At 70.4% G+C, this 22,716-nt stretch carries 19 protein-coding genes; 12 read left to right on the top strand and 7 right to left on the bottom strand.

What is annotated here, in order from left to right; all coding sequences use genetic code 11:
• Positions 1-23: 23 nt before the first annotated feature.
• Positions 24-1,205 (bottom strand): aspartate aminotransferase family protein, encoded by a 1,182-nt coding sequence (locus tag CK951_RS03450; protein WP_096784827.1) that lies wholly within the window; start codon positions 1,203-1,205, stop codon positions 24-26.
• 476 nt (positions 1,206-1,681) lie between these two features.
• On the opposite strand from CK951_RS03450, the gene CK951_RS03445 reads away from it, so the two are divergent.
• A complete protein-coding gene (locus CK951_RS03445; protein ID WP_096784826.1) occupies positions 1,682-2,299 on the top strand; it encodes a GcrA family cell cycle regulator in 618 nt (205 codons plus the stop codon).
• A 102-nt stretch (positions 2,300-2,401) separates the two neighbouring features.
• Here the strand turns inward: CK951_RS03445 and CK951_RS03440 are convergent, their stop codons facing one another.
• Positions 2,402-4,381 carry an AsmA family protein gene (locus CK951_RS03440; RefSeq protein ID WP_096784825.1) on the bottom strand — a complete coding sequence of 660 codons (1,980 nt, stop codon included), beginning with the start codon at positions 4,379-4,381 and terminating at the stop codon, positions 2,402-2,404.
• Between the two features lie 344 nt (positions 4,382-4,725).
• On the opposite strand from CK951_RS03440, the gene CK951_RS03435 reads away from it, so the two are divergent.
• Positions 4,726-6,591 carry a peptidylprolyl isomerase gene (locus tag CK951_RS03435; protein WP_096784824.1) on the top strand — a complete coding sequence of 622 codons (1,866 nt, stop codon included), beginning with the start codon at positions 4,726-4,728 and terminating at the stop codon, positions 6,589-6,591.
• Between the two features lie 9 nt (positions 6,592-6,600).
• The gene (gene trpE / locus CK951_RS03430; protein ID WP_096784823.1) at positions 6,601-8,112 is read left to right on the top strand and encodes an anthranilate synthase component I; all 1,512 of its coding nucleotides are present in this window, start codon (positions 6,601-6,603) and stop codon (positions 8,110-8,112) included.
• A 36-nt stretch (positions 8,113-8,148) separates the two neighbouring features.
• Here trpE and CK951_RS21560 read toward each other — a convergent pair whose 3' ends face one another.
• Together CK951_RS21560 and CK951_RS21555 are read right to left on the bottom strand one after the other, a co-directional pair.
• Entirely contained in the window at positions 8,149-8,997 is an 849-nt protein-coding gene (locus CK951_RS21560) for a divergent polysaccharide deacetylase family protein (RefSeq protein ID WP_232520672.1), read from the bottom strand.
• 17 nt (positions 8,998-9,014) lie between these two features.
• A complete protein-coding gene (locus CK951_RS21555; protein ID WP_232520671.1) occupies positions 9,015-9,569 on the bottom strand; it encodes a hypothetical protein in 555 nt (184 codons plus the stop codon).
• Between the two features lie 151 nt (positions 9,570-9,720).
• Between CK951_RS21555 and CK951_RS03420 the strand changes: the two genes are divergently transcribed.
• Genes CK951_RS03420 through lexA form a run of 6 tightly spaced genes read left to right on the top strand, consistent with a single transcriptional unit; the run spans position 9,721 to position 14,570 of the window.
• Positions 9,721-10,308, top strand: a complete 588-nt coding sequence (locus CK951_RS03420; RefSeq protein WP_096784822.1) for an aminodeoxychorismate/anthranilate synthase component II — start codon at positions 9,721-9,723, stop codon at positions 10,306-10,308.
• Positions 10,305-11,321: an anthranilate phosphoribosyltransferase gene (gene trpD / locus CK951_RS03415; RefSeq protein ID WP_096784821.1), complete on the top strand. Its 1,017-nt coding sequence runs from the start codon at positions 10,305-10,307 to the stop codon at positions 11,319-11,321. Before CK951_RS03420 ends, trpD begins: the two co-directional genes overlap by 4 nt.
• A 31-nt stretch (positions 11,322-11,352) precedes the next feature.
• Positions 11,353-12,165 (top strand): indole-3-glycerol phosphate synthase TrpC, encoded by an 813-nt coding sequence (gene trpC / locus CK951_RS03410; RefSeq protein ID WP_096784820.1) that lies wholly within the window; start codon positions 11,353-11,355, stop codon positions 12,163-12,165.
• Positions 12,165-12,644, top strand: coding sequence for a cyclic pyranopterin monophosphate synthase MoaC (gene moaC, locus CK951_RS03405; RefSeq protein ID WP_096784819.1), 480 nt, complete (start codon positions 12,165-12,167; stop codon positions 12,642-12,644). The genes trpC and moaC overlap by 1 nt, the downstream gene beginning before the upstream one ends.
• Positions 12,641-13,825 (top strand): gephyrin-like molybdotransferase Glp, encoded by a 1,185-nt coding sequence (gene glp / locus CK951_RS03400; RefSeq protein WP_096784818.1) that lies wholly within the window; start codon positions 12,641-12,643, stop codon positions 13,823-13,825. Before moaC ends, glp begins: the two co-directional genes overlap by 4 nt.
• Positions 13,826-13,883: 58 nt before the next feature.
• Positions 13,884-14,570: a transcriptional repressor LexA gene (gene lexA, locus CK951_RS03395; protein WP_096784817.1), complete on the top strand. Its 687-nt coding sequence runs from the start codon at positions 13,884-13,886 to the stop codon at positions 14,568-14,570.
• Here lexA and CK951_RS03390 read toward each other — a convergent pair.
• Complete coding sequence (locus CK951_RS03390; protein ID WP_232520670.1) at positions 14,564-16,603, bottom strand: ComEC/Rec2 family competence protein; 2,040 nt, start codon at positions 16,601-16,603, stop codon at positions 14,564-14,566. The genes lexA and CK951_RS03390 overlap by 7 nt on opposite strands.
• 76 nt (positions 16,604-16,679) lie before the next feature.
• Here CK951_RS03390 and gltX point away from each other — a divergent pair, with 76 nt between their 5' ends.
• Both gltX and CK951_RS03380 read left to right on the top strand, forming a co-directional pair.
• Positions 16,680-18,092: a glutamate--tRNA ligase gene (gene gltX, locus CK951_RS03385; protein WP_096784816.1), complete on the top strand. Its 1,413-nt coding sequence runs from the start codon at positions 16,680-16,682 to the stop codon at positions 18,090-18,092.
• 101 nt (positions 18,093-18,193) lie between these two features.
• Positions 18,194-19,480 carry a citrate synthase gene (locus CK951_RS03380; protein ID WP_096784815.1) on the top strand — a complete coding sequence of 429 codons (1,287 nt, stop codon included), beginning with the start codon at positions 18,194-18,196 and terminating at the stop codon, positions 19,478-19,480.
• Positions 19,481-19,649: 169 nt separating this feature from the next.
• Here the strand turns inward: CK951_RS03380 and CK951_RS03375 are convergent, their stop codons facing one another.
• Both CK951_RS03375 and CK951_RS03370 read right to left on the bottom strand, forming a co-directional pair.
• Positions 19,650-20,753, bottom strand: coding sequence for a DUF2235 domain-containing protein (locus CK951_RS03375; protein ID WP_096784814.1), 1,104 nt, complete (start codon positions 20,751-20,753; stop codon positions 19,650-19,652).
• A gap of 156 nt (positions 20,754-20,909) precedes the next feature.
• The gene (locus tag CK951_RS03370; RefSeq protein WP_096784813.1) at positions 20,910-22,055 is read right to left on the bottom strand and encodes a type III PLP-dependent enzyme; all 1,146 of its coding nucleotides are present in this window, start codon (positions 22,053-22,055) and stop codon (positions 20,910-20,912) included.
• Positions 22,056-22,270: 215 nt separating this feature from the next.
• Between CK951_RS03370 and CK951_RS03365 the strand changes: the two genes are divergently transcribed.
• Positions 22,271-22,702, top strand: a complete 432-nt coding sequence (locus CK951_RS03365) for an Lrp/AsnC family transcriptional regulator (protein ID WP_096784812.1) — start codon at positions 22,271-22,273, stop codon at positions 22,700-22,702.
• Positions 22,703-22,716 lie beyond the last annotated feature (14 nt).

The raw sequence follows: 22,716 nt of genomic DNA, 5'->3' as shown, positions 1-22,716 counted from the left end.
GGCGGTGCGGCAGCCGGCGCCTCTCAGGCCGCATCGCGTTCCAGTGCCCCTGCCGCCCGGTCGAGCCGCGCCACGGCCTCGGCGATGTCCTCGTCTGGGATGTTCAGCGCCGGCAGCAGCCGCAGCACGTTGTCGGCGGCCGGCACCGTCAGCAGGTGCTGCCCATAGGCCGCCTGCACAACGTCGACATTCGGAACCCGGCAGCGCAGGCCGAGCATGAGCCCCAGGCCCCGGACCTCCTCGAACACCTCGGGATGGGAGGCCACGAGCCCCTCGAGCTTCTGGCGGAACAGCGCGGCCTTGCGGCCCACCTCGGACAGGAAGGCGTCGTCGGCCACGATCTCCATCACCTTCGCCGCCACCGCACAGCCCAAGGGGTTCCCGCCATAGGTCGAGCCGTGGGTGCCCACCACCATTTCCGCCGCCGCCCGCCCGGTCGCGAGTACCGCGCCGATCGGAAAGCCGCCGCCAATGCCCTTCGCCACCATCATGATGTCAGGCTCCACCCCCGCCCATTCGTGGGCGAAGAGCTTGCCGGTCCGCCCCATGCCGCACTGCACCTCATCGAAGATCAGCAGCGCGCCGACGGAGTCGCAGGCATCGCGCAGGCCCTTGAGGCAGACGTCGGGCAGGACGCGGATGCCGCCCTCGCCCTGGATCGGCTCGATCATCACGGCCGCGGTGCGGTCCGAGATCGCGGCCCTCAGCGCCTCGTGGTCGCCAAACGGCAGGTGGCGGAAGCCGGGCATCAGCGGGCCGAAGCCCTTGACCATCTTCTCGGACCCCGCCGCGGCGATGGCGCCAGTCGAGCGGCCGTGGAAGGCGCCCTCGAAGCAGAGGATCTCGATCCGGTCCGGCTGGCCCTTCCCGGACCAGTATTTCCGCACCATCTTGATCGCCAGTTCCGCAGCCTCCGTGCCCGAATTGGTGAAGAAGACGGTATCGGCGAAGGTCGCCTCGACGAGGCGTTCGGCCAGCCGTTCCTGCTCGGGGATGCGGTAGAGGTTCGAGACATGCCAGAGCTTGCCGGCCTGTTCCGACAGCACCCGGACGAGCTCGGGGTTGGCATGGCCCAGCGCGTTGACCGCGATGCCCGCGCCGAGGTCGAGGTATCGGGTGCCGTCCTCGGCGACAAGCCAGGAGCCTTCGCCTGCGATGAAGGCAAGCGGCGCGCGGTTGTAGGTCGGCAGGACAGCGGAAATCATCGGCAGGGGTCCCTTGGAAAGCCACAGGGGTGCCAGAGGAGGCGCCCCAAGTCAACGTGATGTGTCGGGAAAGGGTGACAGCCGCGCAGGCGCGGACCGACGCTCAGGCGCGTCGGCGTCGGGAGGAGAGAAGGCGGCTCCGGCATGTCATGGTGACGTGGTTAGCGCAGTCAGGCGCCCCTGTCCATGCGCTTTCACCACGCGGGGCAGTGTTGTCCCGTATCGGTTGCGCGGGTCGCGCATCCTTGGCATCCTTCAGCGGCCCGGACCTGCGCGGCCGATGGGCGCCCCCTCGGGGGCGTGCGTCGTCGGACCACCGGCAGGCGCCCGTGCCGCGGCGATTCCGGTCGCGCGGCACCGGGGCGACTTGAAACGCGGCCGGGGCGCGTGTAAATCTCGCTGCCTCCCCCGCACCAAGCGGGGAACGGCGGAAGCCCGGCGCCTGCGTCGGGGCCACCCTCAAGCGGAGTTGCGGCATGTCCTGGACCGACGAACGCGTCGAGACCCTGAAGCGAATGTGGGCCGAGGGCCAGAGCGCCAGCCAGATCGCCAAGGAACTCGGCGGCGTCACGCGCAATGCGGTGATCGGCAAGGTGCATCGCCTGGGCCTGTCGAACCGCGTGGGCGGCAACGGCGGACGCGACGAGATCGAGGAGGACCTGCCGCCGCCGGTCGCCCCGGCAGCCGCCCCCGCCGCAGCCGCCCGGCCCGAACCGGTACGCCCGGCCGATCCGCCGCGAGCCGCCGATCCGCGCCCCGCGCCCGAACGTCCCGCACCTGCCCCCTCGGCGCCGGTTGCGGCCGTGCCGCTCAGGAAGCCGGTCGTGCCGGCCGGCCAGCCGCTGCCGCCGCAGCCCTCGGCCAACGAGATCAGCCCCGAGGCCCTCGCCTCGGTGCGCGAGGTCGAGAAGCGCGCCCGTCGCCTGACGCTGATGGAACTGACCGAGCGCACCTGCAAATGGCCGATCGGCGACCCTGCCACCGACGACTTCTGGTTCTGCGGGCTGCCCTCCTCGGCCGGCAAGCCCTATTGCGAGGCGCATGTCGGCGTGGCCTTCCAGCCGATGAGCGCGCGCCGCGACCGTCGTCGCTGACGCTTCGTCATCGGGAATACTCAAGGGCGCCCGGTCAAAGGGGCGCCCTTTTCCATGACCTTCGGGGGCATGGGCGGCCGGACCTTGCGGCGGCGGCGACGATCAGTCCCCGCCCAGCAGGCGGTTCAGCGCGCGGCCGGCCTCGTCCTCCAGCGCCTCGCGGGCGCGGCGCTTGGCGGCGTCCTCCAGACTCTCGCCCTCGCCCAAGACGACGCCCAGCCGCTCGGCGGCCTCCTCTTCCAGACGCTGCTTCATCTCGCGCTCGACGGGCTGGCGCACAAGGGCCTCCATGTCGAGACGGTAGGACGGCTTTGCCCAGGGGCCGGTGACCAGCACCGGCACGCTGACCCCGCCCGTCCCGTCCTCGCGCGGCAGAAGCCGCGGCAGGAAGCGATAGTCGACGGTCCGTGCGCCGATTTCCAGCCGGCCCGCTCCGGTCGCACGCAGCAGTGGCGCGGCCAGCACCAGATCCTCGTTGCGCAGCACGCCGTTTTCGATGGAGAAGCTGGCGGTCAGCCGGTCGAAGATGGTCTTCTTCCCCTCGCCGACATAGCCCGCGTCCAGCGTCCGCACCATGCCGGCAAGGTCAAGCCCGCGCATCTCGCCCTTGCCGAAGGCCACCGAACCCTCGCCCGAAAGGCTCCGCGCCAGCGCCTCCGCGCTCGTGCCCGAGCCGAGCAGCTTCAGCGTCACGTCTCCCCGCGTCGCCAGCCGGTCGAAGCCCGCCAGATCGGCCAGCAGTGGCTCGGTCGCGAGCCCCTTCAGCGCCAGATCGGCCCCCAGCGACAGGCCGTTGCGTGCATTGACCACCACCTGCCCCGCGAGACTGCCGCCATAGGCCGCCGCCTCGCGCAGATCGGCGACCGCGCGCCCCCGGTCGAGCGAGACGATCGCCTTCGTCGCGCCAAGGCGGATCCGGCCAAGGTCGATGCTGCCCGCGGCCAGCGCGATCCGGGCGTCAAGCTCGCCGAGCGCGCTGGCGTCGATCTTCCGCTTCGACCAGCCCTGCGGGCTGTCGGCCGCACCGGCAGGGCCCGCCCCCTCCTCTCCGGAGCCGCCCGTCCGGGACAGGTCCAGCGCTTCGGCGCGCAGGTTCGCCTCGAGCCGCGGGCGCGCCTCGCCCGGCGTCAGGTCGGCCTCGACCGCCAGCCGGTTGCCGTCGAGGCTCACCTGCCCCTCGCGCAGGTGGATGGTGCCGCCATCGGCCAGCGTGAAGCGCCCCGCGATGCCGACCTCCTCCCGGCCGAGGCCCTGCGGCAGGTCCGGCCGGGGCTGGCCGACCAGCGCCATCAGATCCGCAAGATCACCCAGCGCCGCATCGATGCGGCCCTCGGCCATCGCGGGGGCGGTGCCAAGCTGTCCGTCGAAGGCGACCCGCGCATCGCCCGAGACCAGCGACAACCGCAGCGGCACCACGCGGCCCGACAGGAAGGACGCGCCCTCCTGCACCGTTCCCTCGGCGGCGAAGGCGCGGCCGTTCGCCTGACCCGCAACCGTGAGGTCGGCCGGGCCGCCCGGCTCGGGAAGGCTCACCTGCGCCTCGAGCGCGGTGATGTCGGCGGATGCGCCGGACCTGCCGTCGCGCCACACGACGCGGCCGCCGTGGATCACGCCCTCGTCCAGCGCGAACCGGCTCAGCCCGCCGCCCGCCGAGGGGGCCGGGGTCGCCTCGCCTTTGCCCGCAGGCGCCGCCGCCGGCGGCGCGAGGTCCCAGTTCGCCTGCCCCTCGGGCGAGCGTTCGAGGCGGATCACCGGCGCCTCCAGCGCGATCCGGCTGATACGCCACGCGCCGGTCATCAGCGCCACGGTATCAAGGCCGATCTCGAGCGCGGCCGCCTCGAGCATCGGCCCCTCGTCGGACCACGGCGCATTGGCGATGGTCACCGGCCCCGTCCGCACGCCGAGCCGCGGCCAGACCGAGGGCCTCACCTCGCCCGAGATGGTCAGCGCGCGCCCGGTCGAGGCTTCGAACTGCTCGGCCGCAAGCTGCGCCACCCGCTCGCGCGGGACCAGCACCAGCGCGACAAGGAAAAGGGCCACGAGCCCCAGAACCACACCCGCCAGACGGATCACCCAGCGCATAGCCACCTCCGCTCAGGGTTCAGGAAAGACTAGCGGCGCCCTCCCGCAGCGGCAAGCATCGCGCCGGAAACCGGCAGCCAACCGCCTTCGGGCGGATCGGGACAAGCCCTCGGCGGGTCCGGGCCGGACAGGCCGCGCGCAGGGCTGACACCGGCGCCGACCGTCCTCCAGTGGCCGCGCCGGACCCCGCGGCCGCGCCCCGCTGCGGCAGCCGGCGGTCATGTCGCTCATGCACATCCTGCGGTCGCCCCCAGCGGCCACGCCTCGCTGCGGCCCTCTGCGTCTTGCCCCGGCGCCGCCTAGGCCCTAGACATTCGCAACCGCCCCGAACCGGAAGCCATGCCATGTCACGACTGACGACGATCGAGCACCACAAGCCGAAGAAGAAGGGGACGCAGATCGTTTTCTGGGGTCTCGTCGGCTTGATGGCCGTCGGCCTGGGCGGCTTCGGCGTGACCAACTTCGGCGGCGGCATGTCCCGCATCGGCAGCGTCGGCGACCGCGACATCACCACGGCCGCCTATGCCCGCGCGCTGCAGCAGGAGCTGCGCGCCTTCGGGGCCCAGATCAAGCAGACGGTCACGCTGGAACAGGCGCAGGCGCTTGGCCTCGATGCGCAGGTGCGCCAGCGGCTGGTGGCCGAGGCCGCGCTGGCCAACGAGGCCGACCACATCGGCCTTTCGGTGGGAGACGAGCGGGTGGCGCGCGAGATCACCGGCGTGGACGCCTTCCACGGCCCCGCCGGCAAGTTCGACCGCGAGACTTACCGGATGGTGCTGCGCCAGAACAACCTGTCCGAGCCGGAGTTCGAGACCGGCCTGCGCGAGGACATGACCCGCTCGCTGCTGCAGGGCGCGGTGGCGGGCGGCTTCGTGGCGCCGCAGGCGATGACGGACCGGCTCCACGCCTACATTGCCGAGCGGCGCAGCTTCAGCCTGTTGCGCCTGACCGAGGCCAACCTGTCCGCGCCGCTGCCCGCGCCCGCCGAGGACGCGCTGAAGGCGTGGCATGCCGCGCATCCGGCGGACTTCACCGCGCCCGAGATCAAGCGCATCACCTATGCCGCGCTGCTGCCGGAACAGGTCGCCCCCACGCTGCCGGTGGACGAGGCGGAACTGCGCCGGGTCTATGACGAGCGCCGCGCCGAATATGTCCAGCCCGAGCGCCGACTGGTCGAGCGGCTGGTCTTCCCGACACCCGAGGCCGCCGCGGAAGCCCGCAAGCGCATCGACGCCGGAACCGCCTTCGAGGACATCGTGGCCGAACGCGGGCTGGAACTGTCCGACATCGACCTCGGCGACGCCTCGCGCGAGGATCTGGGCGCGGCCGCGGATGCGGTCTTCGCGCTGGCCGAGCCGGGCATCGCCGGCCCGGTCGAGACCGACCTCGGCCCCGCGCTCTTCCGCATGAACGGCGTGATCGCCGCGCAGGAAACCCCGTTCGAGGAGGCCCGCGAGGACCTGCTGGCCGAATACCAGCAGGACGCCGCCGGCCGCGCGATCGCCAGCCGGCGCGAGGAGATCGACGACCTGCTTGCCGCCGGCGCGACCATCGAGGAGCTGGGCAAGGAAGCCGGCATGACGGTGGCGACGGTGGATTACGCGCCCGGCATCGACTCCGACATCGCCGGCCATCAGGCCTTCCGCGATGCGGCCGACAAGCTGCAGCAGGACGATTTCCCCGAGACGGTGATGCTGGCCGATGGCGGCCTCGTGGCGCTGCGTCTGGACGAAGTGGTGCCGCCCGCGCTGAAACCGTTCGAGGAGGTGCGCGACGAGGTGGCCGAGGCCGTGCGCGCCGACGCGCTGGCCAAGGCGCTGTCGGCCCGCGCCGCCGAGATCGCCGAGGCGGTCAAGGGCGGGGCGGATCTCGCCAGCTTCGGCACCATCGAGGAGCTGGGCCCGCTGACCCGCGACGGCTTCGTCGAGAACGTGCCCCCCACCCTCGTGCCCACCGCCTTCGAGATCGGGGCGGGCGAGATCCGGACCGTCGAGGGCGAGGGTTTCGCCGGTATCCTGCGTCTCGACGCGATCCAGCCCGCGCCGACCGACGACGAGGCGGCCACGGCGCTGAAGGCCTCGCTTTCGGCGCAGATCGAGCAGGCGCTGGCGCAGGACGCGCTGGCGCTCTACTCGAACGCCCTGATGCAGGAGGCCGGGATCACGCTCGACGCCTCCGCGATCTCCGCCGTTCATGCCCAGTTCCAGTAAGGTGCCCCCGTGCCGCTCGTGACGACCTTCGACTCCTTCGAGCGCGGCTGGAATGCCGGGCAGAACCAGCTGGTCTATGCCCGGCTGACCGCGGATCTCGACACGCCCGTGTCGCTGATGCTGAAGCTGGCCGAGGCGCGGACCGACACCTTCATGCTCGAGTCGGTGACCGGCGGTGAGGTGCGCGGGCGCTACTCGGTCGTGGGCATGAAGCCCGACCTGATCTGGCAGTGCCACGGGCAGGAAAGCCGGATCAACCGCGAGGCGCGCTTCGACCGGCTTGCGTTCCAGCCGCTCGAGGGGCATCCGCTCGACACGCTGCGCGCGCTGATCGCGGAAAGCCGGATCGAGATGCCGGCCGACCTACCGCCGATCGCGGCGGGCCTGTTCGGCTACCTCGGCTACGACACGATCCGGCTCGTGGAGCATCTGCCGGACGTGAACCCCGATCCGCTCGGCCTGCCCGACGCGGTGCTGATGCGGCCCTCGGTCGTGGCGGTGCTCGATGGCGTGAAGGGCGAGGTGACGGTGGTCGCACCCGCCTGGGTCTCCTCCGGCCTCTCGGCACGGGCCGCCTACGCGCAGGCCGCGGAGCGGGTGATGGACGCGCTGCGCGACCTCGACCGTGCGCCGCCCGCGCAACGGGACTTCGGCGAGGTGGCCACCGTGGGCGAGATGCGGTCGAACTTCACGCACGAGGGTTACAAGGCCGCTGTCGAGAAGGCGAAGGAATACATCCGCGCCGGCGACATCTTCCAGGTCGTCCCGTCGCAGCGCTGGTCGCAGGAATTCAAGCTGCCGCCCTTCGCGCTCTACCGCAGCTTGCGCAAGACCAACCCGTCGCCCTTCCTGTTCTTCTTCAACTTCGGCGGCTTCCAGGTCATCGGGGCGAGCCCCGAGATCCTCGTGCGGCTGCGCGACGGCCAGGTAACGATCCGCCCGATCGCCGGCACCCGCAAGCGCGGCGCGACCCCCGAGGAGGACCGCGCGCTCGAGGCGGACCTGCTCGCCGACAAGAAGGAACTGGCCGAGCATCTGATGCTTCTCGACCTCGGCCGCAACGACGTGGGCCGCGTGGCGAAGATCGGCACCGTGCGCCCGACCGAGAAGTTCATCATCGAGCGCTACAGCCACGTCATGCACATCGTCTCGAACGTGGTGGGCGAGATCGCGGAGGGCCATGACGCGCTGTCGGCGCTGCTGGCGGGTCTGCCCGCGGGCACCGTCTCCGGCGCGCCGAAGGTCCGCGCGATGGAGATCATCGACGAGCTGGAGCCGGAGAAGCGCGGCGTCTATGGCGGCGGCGTCGGCTATTTCGCGGCGAACGGCGAGATGGACTTCTGCATCGCGCTGCGCACGGCCGTCCTGAAGGACGAAACGCTCTACATCCAGTCGGGCGGCGGCGTGGTCTATGACAGCGACCCCGAGGCCGAGTATCAGGAGACGGTGAACAAGGCGATGGCGCTGCGGCGCGCCGCCGAGGATGCGGGGCTCTTTGCCCGCCGCAACGGCAATGCCTGAAGCCCGGCCCGCCCGAAGCGGCGGGCGGGCGACCCGCTAGCGCATCACCGCGGTGACCGGGGCAAGGGCGACCGAATCCGCCCGGCCCTCCACGGTCCATTCGATCAGGCCCTGCACGGTCTCGGGCCGCGTTTCGCCATAGACCGTCACCTGCCCTTCCTGCGCGGCCTTGAAGGCCGCCCGGTCGAGCGTGCGGCGGATGTCGGCCACCTGAGCGCCCTCGGCGTCGAGATTGCGGAACACCAGCGCGGTCGGCAGCCCCTCGCGCCGGGCGACCTGATCGGCGGCGTTCAGGCCGCGGTCATGCGTGACGAGGCCCCTGCCCTGCGCCTCGAGGATCTGGACCACCTGGGTAGAGAGGCTGCGGGCGGACTGGAAGCCGGCCTGCGGCAGGTCGATCAGGCCGACAGCCTCGGGCAGCGCCGTGGCCGCCGCCTCCAGCGTCACCTCGATGTCGGAGGGCTGCGCACCGTCGGGAATGCCGGTGGCAAGCATCAGCACCTCGTGTCCGGCCGCGCGATACATGCTTGCAGCCGTCGCGGCATCGGGGGCCTGCGGGTCGATCACGAAGGTGACGGGGAAGGGCAAGGCGCACAGCGCCTCGCGGTCGAGGTCGGGCCCACCGGTGTCGCGGAGGAGGATCGAGAACAGCGGCTTCTTCTGCGCATTCTCGAACGGGCGGGCGTGGCGCCGGATCGGCGGCAGGTCGGCCACCTCAGGCGCGGGCGCGGCTTCGGGCGAAGGCTCGCCGATCCGCGGCAGCCGCGAGGCGGCGGGATCGCCGGGCGCCCCCGGCGGATCGGGTTCCAGCAGTCGCGGCAGGTCCTGCCCGGTGCCGGCCGGCGCGGCAGGCTCGCCCTCGGGGGCCGCGGCCTGCGCCAGCATCGCCTCTTCCTCGGCCGTCAGCGGGGGCGGCGGCGGCAGGTCGGCGGCCGAGGGTCCGGCCTCGGCGGCGGGGGCACCGGGTTGCGGCGCGCCGTCCGACCGCACGGCCGCCGGAGTGGCAAGGGCCGGCACTGCAGGCGCCGCGGCCTCGGCTTCGGGTGCGGGGCGGGGCGGCGGGCTCCCAGCGGCACCGGCTGCGGCCGGGCGGCGGTCGAGGTGTCGGGAGCCTCGGGCTCGGCCGCGGCGGGCGCGGCGACGACAGGCGCCTCGGACCGGGCGGGGCTCGTATCCGCGGCGGGAAGCACAGGCGCCACCTCGGGCAGCGGGCGGGCGAACTCGGAGCCTGCGGGCGGCGCAAGGTCGGTGGTCGGGCCGGAAGCCGCGGCCGGGTCCGGCCCGATGGCCGCGGGAGCGGAGGACGGCTGCGCGACCGCAAGGGCCGCCGCCTCGAGGCTCGGGCTGGCCGCGGGCCAGATCGTCCCCGGCGGGCGCGCGATCTGCGACGCCACCGCGAGGCCCACGCTTCCCACAACGCCGCCCATGATCATGCCCGAAAGGAAACCCCGGCCCATGGCCTACCTCCTGCCTGCCCCGCCCGGGGCATTTCGCGCGTTCGCCGCGCCGTTCATCCCCTTGACGCCCCTGCGCCGCTCGGCCCATGTATAACGCGACCGTCGCAAGGGTTCACCCCCTATCCTCCACATCGCCTCGGGGTGCCGCAAGATGCTGCTTCTCATCGACAACTACGACAGCTTCACCTACAACCTCGTGCATTATCTGGGGGAACTCGGGGCGGAGGTCGACGTGCGCCGCAACGACGCGCTCGACGTGCAGGCCGCGATGGCGCTGCATCCCGATGCCATCGTGCTCTCGCCCGGCCCCTGCGACCCCGCCGCCGCCGGCATCTGCCTGCCGCTGACCGCCGCCGCAGCCGAGGCGAAGATCCCGCTGCTCGGCGTCTGCCTCGGCCACCAGACCATCGGCGAGGCTTTCGGCGGCAAGGTCGTCCGCTGCCACGAGATCGTGCACGGCAAGATGGGCACGATGCATCACAGCGGAAAGGGCGTCTTCACGGGGCTGCCCTCGCCCTTCCTCGCCACCCGCTACCACAGCCTGGTGGTCGAGCGGGAAGGCCTGCCCGACTGCCTCGAAGTCACCGCCTGGCTCGAGGACGGCACGATCATGGGCCTGCGCCACAAGACGCTGCCGATCGAGGGCGTGCAGTTCCACCCCGAAAGCATCGCCTCCGAGCACGGCCACCAGATGCTGCGCAACTTCCTCGACAGCTCCCGCGTCGGAGCGCCGGCATGAGCGACCGCCTGAAGCCGCTGATCGGCACCGCCGCCAGCCGCCCGCTGACCCGCGAGGAAGCCGAACTCGCCTTCGAATGCCTGTTCGAGGGGGAGGCCACGCCCGCGCAGATGGGCGGCCTGCTGATGGCGCTGCGCACGCGCGGCGAGACGGTGGACGAATACGCCGCCGCCGCCAGCGTCATGCGCTCGAAATGCGTGAAGGTGCGCGCGCCGCATGGCGCGATCGACATCGTCGGCACAGGGGGCGACGGCAAGGGCACGCTGAACATCTCGACCGCGACGGCCTTCGTCGTGGCCGGCGCGGGCGTGCCGGTGGCCAAGCACGGCAACCGGAACCTCTCGTCCAAGTCGGGCGCGGCGGATGCGCTGACCGAGATGGGCCTCAATGTCATGGTCGGCCCCGAGGTGGTCGAGGAATGCCTGATGGAGGCCGGGATCGGCTTCATGATGGCGCCGATGCACCACCCCGCCATGCGCCACGTCGGCCCGGTGCGGGCGGAACTGGGAACGCGGACGATCTTCAACATCCTCGGCCCGCTGACCAACCCCGCCGGGGTGAAGCGCCAGCTGACCGGCGCCTTCTCGGCCGCGCTGATCCGGCCGATGGCCGAGGTGCTGCGCGCCCTCGGCTCGGAACGGGCCTGGCTCGTGCATGGCGGCGACGGCACGGACGAGTTGTCGATCTCGGCCCCCTCGAAGGTCGCGGCGCTCGAAGGCGGCCAGATCCGCGAGTTCGAGCTGCACCCCGAGGAGGCCGGCCTGCCGGTCCACCCGTTCGAGGCGATCGTCGGCGGCAGCCCTGCCGAAAATGCGGCAGCCTTCCGCGCGCTGCTTGACGGGGCGCCGGGCGCCTATCGCGACGCGGTGCTGCTGAACTCCGCCGCGGCTCTGGTCGTTGCAGAGAAGGCGCAGACGCTCGGGGACGGGGTCGCGCTTGCGATGGAAAGCATCCTGTCCGGCGCCGCCAAGGCCAAGGTGGCAGTTCTGGGCCGGATCACAAACGCCGGCTGAAGGGCCGCAAGACAAGGAGAGCCGGCCCGAAATGAGCACCATTCTGGACCGCATCAAGGCCTACAAGCTTGAGGAAGTCGAAGCCCGCAAGGCTGCCCGGCCGCTGCCTCTGGTCGAGGACGCGGCCCACGCCGCCCCCGCGCCGCGCGGCTTTGCCAAGGCGCTGGCGACGGCTGCGGCCACCGGCTACGGCCTGATTGCCGAGATCAAGAAGGCCAGCCCCTCGAAGGGCCTGATCCGCGCCGATTTCGACCCGCCGGCCCTTGCAAGGGCCTACGAGGCGGGAGGGGCGACCTGCCTGTCCGTGCTGACCGACGGGCCGAGCTTCCAGGGCGCCGACGACTACCTGAGGCAGGCGCATGACGCGGTCTCGCTGCCCTGCCTGCGCAAGGATTTCCTCTACGACACCTATCAGGTGGCCGAGGCGCGCGCGCTTGGCGCCGACTGCATCCTGATCATCATGGCGAGCGTCTCGGATGCGCAGGCGCTGGAGCTTGAGGCTGCGGCAAGCCAGTGGGGCATGGATGCGCTGATCGAGGTGCATTCGCGCGAGGAACTGGCCCGGGCGGAACAGCTGAAGTCGCGGCTGATCGGCATCAACAACCGCAACCTCGACACGTTCGAGGTCTCGCTGGACGTGACGCGCGACCTTGCGCGCCGTGTGCCCGAGGACCGGCTGATCGTGTCGGAAAGCGGGCTCTACACCCCCGAGGACCTTGCCGATCTGGCGCGCTACGGGGCGCGCTGCTTCCTGATCGGCGAAAGCCTGATGCGCCAGCCGGATGTTGAGGCCGCGACGCGCGCCATCCTCGCCAATCCGCTGACCGCGCAGGGCGGGGTCTGATGGCCGGCCTCAGCCATTTCGACGAAAAGGGCCGCGCCCACATGGTGGACGTGTCCGACAAGCCGGTGACGGCGCGCCTCGCCGTGGCACGCGGCGCCGTGAAGATGAGCGCCGAGACGCTCGCACTGGTGGCCGAGGGCCGCGCCGAGAAGGGCGACGTGCTGGGCGTGGCGCGGCTGGCCGGGATCATGGCGGCGAAGCGGACGGCCGATCTCATCCCGCTCTGCCATCCGCTGCCGATCACCAGGGTGGCGGTGGAGCTGACGGTGGACCCGGCGCTTCCGGGCGTGGTGGTCGAGGCGACGGTGAAGACCGGCGGCCAGACCGGGGTGGAAATGGAGGCGCTGACCGCGGTCAGCGTCGCCTGTCTCACGATCTACGACATGGTAAAGGCGGTCGAGAAGTCGATGGAGATCACCGGCATCCGCCTGATCCTGAAGGACGGCGGCAAGTCGGGCCGCTACGAGGCCGGGCCATGATCCCGGTCGAGGAGGCGCTGGCGCGCGCGCTGACCCTGGCCGCACCGCTCCGCGTGGAGCGTGTGCCGCTGGCCGAGGCCTGCGGCCGCGTCATGGCGAAACCGGCCGTGGCCACGCGCGACCAGCCGCCGTTCGACGCCTCGGCCATGGACGGCTATGCGCTGATCGGCGATCCGGCGATGGGAGAGAGCTTCACCGTGGTGGGCGAGGCCGCGGCGGGGCATGGCTACGAAGGCGACCTTCGGCCCGGGCAGGCGGTGCGGATCTTCACCGGCGCCCCCGTTCCCGAAGCCGCCACCCGCGTGGTGATCCAGGAGGACGTGCTGGCGCTGGACCATGTGATCCGCCTGAAGGCCGGCGCCGAGGGCGGCACCCATATCCGGCCCCGCGGGCAGGATTTCAAGGCGGGCGACAGCCTTTCGCCGCGCCGCCTCCGGCCCAACGACCTCGCGCTGCTGGCCGCCATGAACATCCCCGAGGTGACGGTGACGCGTCGGCCGGTGGTGGCGCTGATCGCCACGGGGGACGAGCTGGTGATGCCGGGCGAGGAGCCGCGGCCTGACCAGATCATCGCCTCGAACAGCTTCGCGCTGAAGGCGCTGGTCGAGGCCGAGGGCGCCGAGGGCCGCCTGCTGCCGATCGCGCGGGACACCGAGGCCGACCTGCGCATGGTGCTGGAACTGGCCGCCGACGCCGACCTGATCGTGACCATCGGCGGCGCCTCGGTCGGCGATCATGACCTTGTGGGGAAGGTCGCGGCCGGCATGGGGCTGGAGCGCGCCTTCTACAAGATCGCGATGCGGCCGGGAAAGCCGCTGATGGCCGGGCGGCTGAACGGCGTGCCCATGCTGGGCCTGCCCGGCAATCCGGTGTCCTCCATCGTCTGCGCGCATCTGTTCCTGCTGCCGATGCTGCGGGTGATGCTGGGCCTGCCTGCCGCCCCCGCCCCGACGCGGCGCGCGGAACTGGCCGTGGCGCTGCCGCCGAACCCGTCGCGGGAACATTACATGCGGGCGCAGCTGACCCAGCGCGACGGTCTGCCGCTGATCGAGCCGTTCCGGTCGCAGGATTCGGCGCTGCTCCGGATCCTGACAGAGGCCGATGCGCTGCTGGTGCGTCCGGTGGACGACCCGGCCCGCGAGGCCGGCGGGACAGTGGATTACATCCCGCTGAGCGCTTGACACAAACGGGGAACGCGGGCAGAACAGGGGGTGAACCCGGCCACCGGAGGATCTGTCCGTGCTGACCCGCAAGCAGATGGAACTGCTGGATTTCATCAAGACCCGGATGGACCGGGACGGCGTGCCTCCCTCGTTCGACGAGATGAAGGACGCGCTCGACCTGCGGTCGAAATCCGGCATCCACCGGCTGATCACGGCGCTGGAGGAACGCGGCTTCATCCGCCGCCTTGCCCACCGCGCCCGCGCGATCGAGATCGTGAAACTGCCCGAGGCGATGGAACGGGCGGGCTTCACCCCGAAGGTGATCGAGGGCGACCGGCCCGAGCCGCCGAAGGGCGCCCGGCCGATCGAGACCGTGAACGCGCTCGACCTGCCGCTGCTGGGGCGGATCGCCGCCGGCATGCCGATCGAGGCGATCTCGGACGTGGCGCAGTCGGTGACGGTGCCGGGATCGATGCTGTCGGGCCGCGGCCAGCATTACGCGCTGGAGGTCCGTGGCGATTCCATGATCGAGGCCGGGATCAACGACGGCGACATCGTGGTGATCCGCGAGCAGCAGACGGCCGACAATGGCGACATCGTGGTGGCGCTGGTCGCGGATCACGAGGCAACGCTGAAGCGCTTCCGCCGCCGCGGCGGGATGATCGCGCTGGAGCCGGCCAATGCCGCCTATGAGACGCAGGTCTATCCCGACCACATGGTCAAGGTGCAGGGCCGCCTCGTCGGGCTGATCCGCAGCTACTGAGCGCCGCTCCACAGCCGGTTCCCTGCGCGGGCGGGCTGAAGGCGCGGCCCATCCGCGTCCGGCCAGACCGCGAGCGAGCCGGTATGGTCCAGCACGGCCTCGTCGATCAGCAGGCAGCCCTCGGGCACCTCGCCCTTGTGGCGCGAGGTCAGGATGACCAGCCGGGCCGTCGCGCAGGCCTCCGGGACGAGGGCTGCGGCCCCTTTCCCCTTCAGCGCCACCCCCTCCAGCGCGCCAAGCCGGAACCTTCGCGCCTCGCGCGGGCCATCAAATCCCTGCCGGTCGGCGGCGGTCGGCTGGTCGGCAAGATCGCCGTCGTTCTCCAGCCAGGTTTCGGCCGCAAACCCTCCGCCGCGCGGGGTCGAGAGCGCCCGCCCCTGCGGCCCCATCAGCCCGACCAGCGCCCCGTCCGAGGCCACAAGCAGCGGCGGCCGCTCGCTCTGCGACCAGAGCCAGAAGGACAACGCCATGACGGCGATCCCCGCGTGCCGCGCCTGGCCGCGCCAAAGCATCAGCCACAACCCTCCGAGGGTAAGGAGGGGCAGCACCCATGGCCCGGGCGACGGCACCGCGCCCAGCGACCCCGGCATGGCCGCCACCCAGTGCGCCACCCAGAGGATCCAGCGCGCGCCGAGTTCCATCACCCAGAGCGCGGGCGTCGCCGCCCCGAGTGGCGCCAGCAGCGCCGAGAGCGCGGCGGCCGGCATCACCAGAAGCTCCATCACCGGCACGGCGATCAGGTTGCCCAGCAGGCCATAGACCGCGATGCGGTTGAAATGCGCCGCCGCATAGGGGCCGGTGGACAGGCCGCCGATCATCGAGGACAGGAACAGCATGAAGATGGGCGCCACCAGCCGCGACATGGTGCGGGGATGCACCCGCTCGCGCAGGCCGTTGAAGCCCCAGATCAGCGCCCCGGTCGCCGCAAAGGACATCTGGAAGCCGGCTTCCAGCAGCGCCTCGGGCTGCCAGAGCAGGATGATCGTCGCGGCGAGCGCGAAGGTGCGCATCGACAGCGCCCGCCGGTCGGCCAGGATCGCGGCCAGCATGAAGGCGATCATGACGAAGGCCCGGAGCGTCGCCACGTTGCCGCCCGACATCAGCAGGTAGAAGCCGGTGGCAAGGAACGCCGCCCCGGCCGCGATCTTCTTCGTCGGCAGCCGCAGCGCCAGCGGCGGCACAAGGGCGAGACCATAACGCACGATGGCGAAGACGAAGCCCGCGATCAGGCTCATGTTCAGCCCCGAGATCGCAAGGATATGGGCGAGCCCCGACCGCCGCAGATCCTCCATCGTCGCGGCGCTGATGCCGGCATAGTCGCCGGTCAGGACCGCGGCGGCGAAGGCGCCGGCCTCGCCGGGAAAGCGGTCCTGCACGGCCGTCCGGATGCCGGCCCGCAGCCGGGCGACCGGCGCCGCCCCCGGATCGGCCGGTTCGAGCAGGACCACCGGTGTGCGGGTATAGCCCACCGCCCCCAGCCGGTCGAAGAAGGCCATGCGGCGAAAGTCGAAACCCCCCGGTTCTGCGGGCGCCAGCGGCGCGTCGAGGTGGCCGGTCAGCATCACCACCATGCCGGGTTCCGGGGTGAAGGGCTGCTCGCCGTGGATGGTGAGGCGGACCCGCTCCGGCGTGCGCTCGGGGGATGTGCGTTCCAGCACCACCCGGTCGAGCGTCAGCCGCATGGCGTCGGACTGCGAGCGGTCGATCGTGACCACCCTGCCCTCGACGGCGCCATAGTAGTGAAAGCCGAGGATCGGCGCGGCCACGGTCTGCGCGCGGAACCCCGCCGCGAGGAAGCCCGCCGCGATGCAGGTGGCGGCGATGATCGGCGGATGCAGCAGTTCCGGCCCGCGCAGCCGGCCGGCGATGCCTACCGCCAGAAGGGCCAGGGCGGCAAGGTAGAGCGCAAGGCCCGGCTCGTCCGCCGGCGCGAACCACAGGCCGATGCCGATCCCGAGGAAGACCGGCACCCAGGGGAACAGGAACCCGCGCGCCTCGGCCAGAGCCACGAGCGGAAGGGCCAGAGCGCGCACCTTGTTTCCCGATCCACGATTGCCTAGACAGACCCGATCCTGAGCGCCCGAAGGTTTCAAAAAGGTTAATCCGCCCATGCCCGCCGCGACCGAGAAGCCCGTCGTCACCCGTTTCGCCCCCTCGCCGACCGGCTATCTGCACATCGGCGGCGGTCGGACGGCGCTGTTCAACTGGCTCTTCGCCCGCGGCCACAAGGGCACCTTCCTGCTCCGGATCGAGGATACCGACCGCGAACGCTCGACCCCCGAGGCGACGGACGCGATCCTGCGCGGGCTCACCTGGCTTGGCCTTGACTGGGACGGCGAGGTGGTCAGCCAGTTCGCCCGCAAGGACCGGCACGCCGAGGTGGCGCGCGAGATGCTGGACCGCGGCGCGGCCTACAAGTGCTTCTCGACGCAGGAGGAGATCGAGGCGTTCCGCGAGGCCGCCCGCGCCGAGGGCCGCTCGACCCTGTTCCAGAGCCCGTGGCGGGACGCCGATCCCGCAAGCCATCCCGACGCGCCCTATGTCATCCGCATGAAGGCGCCGCGCGACGGCGAGACGGTGATCGAGGACCGCGTGCAGGGCTCGGTCCGGTTCCGCAACGACACACTCGACGACATGGTGGTGCTGCGCTCTGACGGGACGCCTACCTACATGCTCGCGGTGGTGGTGGACGACCACGACATGGGCGTGACGCATGTGATCCGCGGCGACGACCACCTGAACAACGCCGCCCGGCAGACCATGGTCTATCAGGCGATGGGCTGGGACATTCCGGTCTGGGCGCATATCCCGCTGATCCACGGCCCCGACGGCAAGAAGCTGTCGAAGCGGCACGGCGCGCTGGGGGTCGAGGAATATCAGGCGATGGGCTATCCGGCCGCCGGGATGCGCAACTACCTGACGCGCCTCGGCTGGGCGCATGGCGACGAGGAGTTCTTCACCTCCGAACAGGCGATGGAGTGGTTCGACCTCGAGGGAATCGGCCGCTCGCCCGCGCGACTCGACTTCAAGAAGCTGGAAAGCGTCTGCGGCCAGCACATTGCGGTCATGGAAGATGGGGCGCTGATGCATGAAATTGCGGCATATCTCGCTGCAGCGCGGAAGCCGGCGCTGACGGACCTGCAGGAGGAGCGCCTGCGCGCCGCGCTCTACTGCCTGAAGGACCGCGCGAAGACCTTCCCGGAACTTCTTGAAAAGGCGCGCTTCGCGCTGGAAGCACGCCCCATTGTCCCGGATGACGCTGCGGCAAAATCCCTCGATGCGGTATCCCGTGGTATACTGCGCGAATTGACGCCGATCCTGCAAACTGCTAGCTGGTCGAAGCAGGAACTGGAGGCCGTCCTTGCCGCCTTCGCCGAGGGCAAGGGAATGGGCTTCGGAAAACTGGCTGCCCCCTTGCGCGCCGCTCTGGCAGGACGCACGGTGACGCCCAGCGTCTACGACATGATGCTCGTCATCGGTCGGGACGAGACGATAGCGCGGCTGGAGGATGCCGCGGCCTGACCGCCGCCTCCCTCCTCGCCCGCCCCGGCCCGGATCAGGACCGGGAGCCTTTCGGCCCCGCGCGCATTGCGCGGGCCGGCCCGAACGAGAGAGGGAGAAGCATGACGAAATCCGCAAAGCTCACGATCGGCGAGAAGGTCATCGACCTGCCGATCCATTCGCCCACCCTGGGGCCGGACGTGGTCGATATCCGCAAGCTCTATGCGGAAGCCGACGTCTTCACCTACGACCCCGGCTTCACCTCGACGGCATCCTGCGAAAGCACGATCACCTACATCGACGGCGACAAGGGCGAGCTGCTGTATCGCGGCTACCCGATCGAGCAGCTGGCCGAGCGCTCCCACTACCTGGAAGTCTGCTACCTGCTGCTCTACGGAGAGCTGCCGAATGCGGCGCAGCTGGCGGATTTCGAATACCGGATCACGCGGCACACCATGCTGCACGAGCAGATCCACTATTTCTTCCGCGGGTTCCGGCGTGACAGCCACCCGATGGCCACGATGGTGGGCGTGGTGGGCGCCATGTCGGCCTTCTACCACGACTCGCTCGACATCAACGATCCCTGGCAGCGCGAGGTCGCGGCGGTCCGGATGATCGCCAAGCTGCCGACGATCGCCGCGATGGCCTTCAAGTATTCGCTGGGCCAGCCATTCAACTATCCGCAAAACCACCTCGATTACGCCGGCAACTTCCTGCACATGTGCTTTGCCGTGCCGGCCGAGCCCTACACCGTGAACCCGGTGCTGTCGAAGGCGATGGACCGCATCATGATGCTCCATGCCGACCACGAGCAGAACGCCTCGACCTCGACAGTGCGTCTGGCGGGCTCGTCGGGCGCCAACCCCTTCGCCTGCATCGCGGCCGGCATCGCCTGCCTCTGGGGTCCGGCGCATGGCGGGGCGAACCAGGCCTGCCTCGAGATGTTGCGCGAGATCGGCACGGTGGACCGCATCCCGGAATACATCAAGCGCGCCAAGGACAAGGACGACCCGTTCCGCCTGATGGGCTTCGGCCACCGCGTGTACAAGAACTTCGACCCGCGGGCGAAGGTGATGAAGGAAAGCGCCGACGAGGTGCTGGGCCTGCTCGGCATCGAGAACAACCCGACGCTGCAGGTCGCCAAGGAGCTGGAGCGGATCGCGCTGGAGGACGACTACTTCGTCTCGAAGAAGCTCTATCCGAACGTGGACTTCTACTCGGGCATCATCCTCGACGCGATGGGCTTCCCGACCTCGATGTTCACGCCGATCTTCGCGATCTCGCGCACGGTCGGCTGGATCTCGCAGTGGAAGGAGATGATCGGCGATCCCACGCAGAAGATCGGCCGCCCGCGCCAGCTCTACAAGGGCGAGAAGATGCGCGACTACGTCGACCTGCGCCACCGCTGACATCGGGACATGAACGCGAAACGGCGGCTCGCAAGGGCCGCCGTTCTGCATTTTCCCCGGCGCATCCGGCATGGCGCCGGGCGGGAGCCTCGGGGCCAGGGTCGTCGAGTTGGCTGATGGCATCGAGGCGAGCCGGGTCCGACGTAACGGCCTGCCGGGCGCTTGTAATTCAGCCCTGCGTGGGCTGACCAGCCGCCGCGGTTCCCGGCCGCAGCCGCCAGCCGCGGCGGCGCGTCTCGGGCAGGCGGACCGAGGGGTGGATGTATTCCGTCGGGCAGCGCAGCGTCACCCGCTTCTGCCGCCAGAGGAAGATCTTGCTCCAGCCGGCATACATGCTGGTCATCGGCGCGCCGACGTCGCAGGGGAACCGCGCGCGCCAGCCCTCGGGCAGTTGCAGGCCGCAATGCGAGGCGCGTTCCAGCATCCACACCAGCGGGATGTTCGACAGGAGGCGCGAGCCGTGCCGCCCGCCCGCGAGCTGCCCGCCGACGTCGCCGTGCCCGCCCTTGAACCACGCCTGCTCGACGATCTGCCCGTGGTAGGGATAATCCCACAGAACCGGCTCGAACACGGTCCGCTTCTCGTCCAGGGCCAGCGCGTGGAAGCCATGCCGGACGGCGCGGCCCAGCCGGTGGTTGTGGAAGGCGTGGCGGTCCGCGACGATGCGCCAGACAATGGGCAGGCGCACGCCCAGCGCCTTGACCGTGTCGAAGATGCCGACCATCTCGATCTCGATCCGCTCGTGGCAGAGCCGGCGCGAGAAGGCACGTGCATGGGGCCGGGTGCTGCCCATCTCGTAGTGCCGCCAGGCCAGCTGCACGTTGCGCTCGGTCGCCTCCTCGCGGCGCAGGAGGCCGACGTGGTCGATCACGCCCGCCAGCGAGCGCACGGCATAGGCGCCGCGCGAATAGCCGAACAGGAAGATCCGGTCGCCCGGCTGGTAATGCGAGGCGAGGTAGCCATAGGCCCGGCGGATCTGGCGGTTCAGGCCCTTGCCCTGCACCAGATCGCCGATCCGGAGCCAGCCGCCCCATTGCAGCCCGGGCTCGTAATAGATCGTGCGCTGGACCGACCGGCGCTCTTCCCGCAGCAGCTTGAACAGCAGGCCGACGTTCGTCTCGTGTCCCGGCTCGAGCGATGAGCAGGTGCCGTCGAGCAGGATCACGTGATCCACCCTGCCCCGGCGGGCGCCGCGACCGGGCGGCGTGGCGGGTTCCGTCTCGACCGTCGGATGGGGGCGGAGCCAGTGGCGGATGCGCTTGATCAGCGACATGCTCCGCCCTCCGCGACTACCGTCGTTTCGCCCTCGCACCCCTCTGACTGGTCAAGCGCAAACATGGTGTCCATCCACTTTCACATGGAGGAAGAAGATGAAACCCGGCCGGAGGGTTCCGGCCGGGCTTCAAAATATCACCGATAGGTGAATGATTTACAATCTGAGCGAAAGCACAGTCGCCATACTCAGTTCGCCGAAGCCGTTGAAGCGGGTGTTGGTGGCGGTCGAGTAGGCGCCCATACCCTGGAACACCAGAAAGTCTCCCTCCTCGACCTCCGCCGAAAGCGGAAGCTCGCCCGGAAGGCGGTCCACCGAGTCGCAGGTCGGGCCGAAGATGATGCGGTCGCGGGTCTCGCCGTCACGGCGCCGGCCCTCGGGCGTCAGCACTTCGACGCGGTCGATCACGCCGATCAGCGGCAGTTCGGTCAGCGAGCCATAGACCCCGTCGTTCAGGAAGACATGGGTGTCGTCCCGGACTGCCTTGACCCGCGCCGCCAGCGTGAAGGCGTCGGCGCAGATGCCGCGGCCCGGCTCGCAGACCAGCAGCGGGCGGGCGTCGCCGAAGGCCTCGTCCGCCACGCGGTCGATCAGGTGGAAGATCGCCTCAAGCTCGGGCTCCACCCCGTTCAGCCGGTGAGAGGGGAAGCCGCCGCCGACGTTCAGCCGCGCGATGGTCACGCCCGCCTCGCGGCCGATCTCGGCGGCGGTGCGGATGTAGGTCTCCCACGCGGCCGGGTCGGTGCATTGCGTGCCCGGGTGGAAGGTCATCGAGGGGATGAAGCCCGCCTCGGCCACCGTCTTGAGGAGTTCGGTCGCAAGCTCCACCGTCGCGCCAAATTTGGCGCCGAAGTTGTAGGCCGCACCCGAGACCGGCAGCTTGAAGCGCACCGAGATCTCGCAGCCTTCGGCCGGGACCATCTCGACCAGCTTGGCGAGTTCCGACTTGGAGTCGACCGACCAGCTTTTCACGCCCATCTCGACGCCCACCGCGATCTCGGACCGCGCGCGGACGGGGTTGTTGTAGTGCAGCGCGGCGTCGGGGGCGATCCGGCGGATCATGCGGATCTCGTGCGGCGAGGCCACGTCATAGCCGCGGATGCCGGCGGCGGCGAGGTTCTCGATCACCACCTCTTCCGGGTTCGACTTGACGGCATAGGTCACCATGCCCGGGAAACCGTCGATGAAGCGACGCGCGGTCGCCTGCAGGGTCGCGGGCGAGAAGAACAGCACCGGCGTCTCGGGAGAGATCGCGCGGAGATATTCGGCGGGGTTTGTCCAGATCGTTTTCGAGAGTCCCATCGGCGTTTCCTTTCGGCCAACAAGACGCAAGCCCTCTGCCCGGATTCATGGGGAGTGGGAGGCACCTGCGCGGTTTCGACAAACCAGGCCAGGTGCGTATGAGCCGCCCTTTTCCTGCAACAAAGGATGCCTCATTTGGGGCACAAATCCACCGATCAAAAGTGTTGATATGCAGCGATCTGTCGGCATAATGACGAAAACCTTGGTCAATATGCATGGACGAACTCGACAGAAACATCCTGGGCATCCTGGGGGCCGATGCGCGGACCTCCGTGGCCACGCTCGCCCGGCGGTTGAAGGTCGCGCGCTCGACGATCCAGGCCCGGCTGGAGCGTCTCGAGACCTCCGGCGTGATCGCCGGCTACACCCTCAAGCTCGGCGAGGAGGCGCGCCAAGGCCGCCTTCGCGCCTCCGTCCTGCTCACCATCGAGCCCCGGACGCAGCCCGCGATCCTGACGCGCCTCAAGGCCATCGCTGAGGTCGAGAAGGTTTTCACCACCTCGGGCCGGTTCGACCTTCTCCTGCAGATCGCCGCGCCCTCGACGCAGGTTCTGGATCAGGTCCTGGACGAGGTCGGCGCCATGACCGGCGTCCGAAGCTCGGAGAGCCTGATCCATCTGTCCACCCGGATCGACCGCGCGGTCTAGCCCCCGGCACCGTG

This window comes from Rhodobacter sp. CZR27 (assembly GCF_002407205.1).
In the GTDB taxonomy this organism is placed as follows: domain Bacteria; phylum Pseudomonadota; class Alphaproteobacteria; order Rhodobacterales; family Rhodobacteraceae; genus Cereibacter_A.
The sequence above is the reverse complement of the archived record's forward strand: the minus strand, read 5'-3'. Positions and strand labels throughout refer to the sequence as shown.

Bases quoted from the DNA above. Each gene is read 5' to 3' on its own strand.
- CK951_RS03450 (WP_096784827.1), bottom strand. From the start codon at position 1,205: ATGATTTCCGCTGTCCTGCCGACCTACAACCGCGCGCCGCTTGCCTTC.
- CK951_RS03445 (WP_096784826.1), top strand. From the start codon at position 1,682: ATGTCCTGGACCGACGAACGCGTCGAGACCCTGAAGCGAATGTGGGCC.
- CK951_RS03440 (WP_096784825.1), bottom strand. From the start codon at position 4,381: ATGCGCTGGGTGATCCGTCTGGCGGGTGTGGTTCTGGGGCTCGTGGCC.
- CK951_RS03435 (WP_096784824.1), top strand. From the start codon at position 4,726: ATGTCACGACTGACGACGATCGAGCACCACAAGCCGAAGAAGAAGGGG.
- CK951_RS21560 (WP_232520672.1), bottom strand. From the start codon at position 8,997: ATGCTGGCGCAGGCCGCGGCCCCCGAGGGCGAGCCTGCCGCGCCGGCC.
- CK951_RS21555 (WP_232520671.1), bottom strand. From the start codon at position 9,569: ATGGGCCGGGGTTTCCTTTCGGGCATGATCATGGGCGGCGTTGTGGGA.
- CK951_RS03420 (WP_096784822.1), top strand. From the start codon at position 9,721: ATGCTGCTTCTCATCGACAACTACGACAGCTTCACCTACAACCTCGTG.
- trpD (WP_096784821.1), top strand. From the start codon at position 10,305: ATGAGCGACCGCCTGAAGCCGCTGATCGGCACCGCCGCCAGCCGCCCG.
- trpC (WP_096784820.1), top strand. From the start codon at position 11,353: ATGAGCACCATTCTGGACCGCATCAAGGCCTACAAGCTTGAGGAAGTC.
- moaC (WP_096784819.1), top strand. From the start codon at position 12,165: ATGGCCGGCCTCAGCCATTTCGACGAAAAGGGCCGCGCCCACATGGTG.
- glp (WP_096784818.1), top strand. From the start codon at position 12,641: ATGATCCCGGTCGAGGAGGCGCTGGCGCGCGCGCTGACCCTGGCCGCA.
- gltX (WP_096784816.1), top strand. From the start codon at position 16,680: ATGCCCGCCGCGACCGAGAAGCCCGTCGTCACCCGTTTCGCCCCCTCG.
- CK951_RS03380 (WP_096784815.1), top strand. From the start codon at position 18,194: ATGACGAAATCCGCAAAGCTCACGATCGGCGAGAAGGTCATCGACCTG.
- CK951_RS03375 (WP_096784814.1), bottom strand. From the start codon at position 20,753: ATGTCGCTGATCAAGCGCATCCGCCACTGGCTCCGCCCCCATCCGACG.
- CK951_RS03370 (WP_096784813.1), bottom strand. From the start codon at position 22,055: ATGGGACTCTCGAAAACGATCTGGACAAACCCCGCCGAATATCTCCGC.
- CK951_RS03365 (WP_096784812.1), top strand. From the start codon at position 22,271: ATGGACGAACTCGACAGAAACATCCTGGGCATCCTGGGGGCCGATGCG.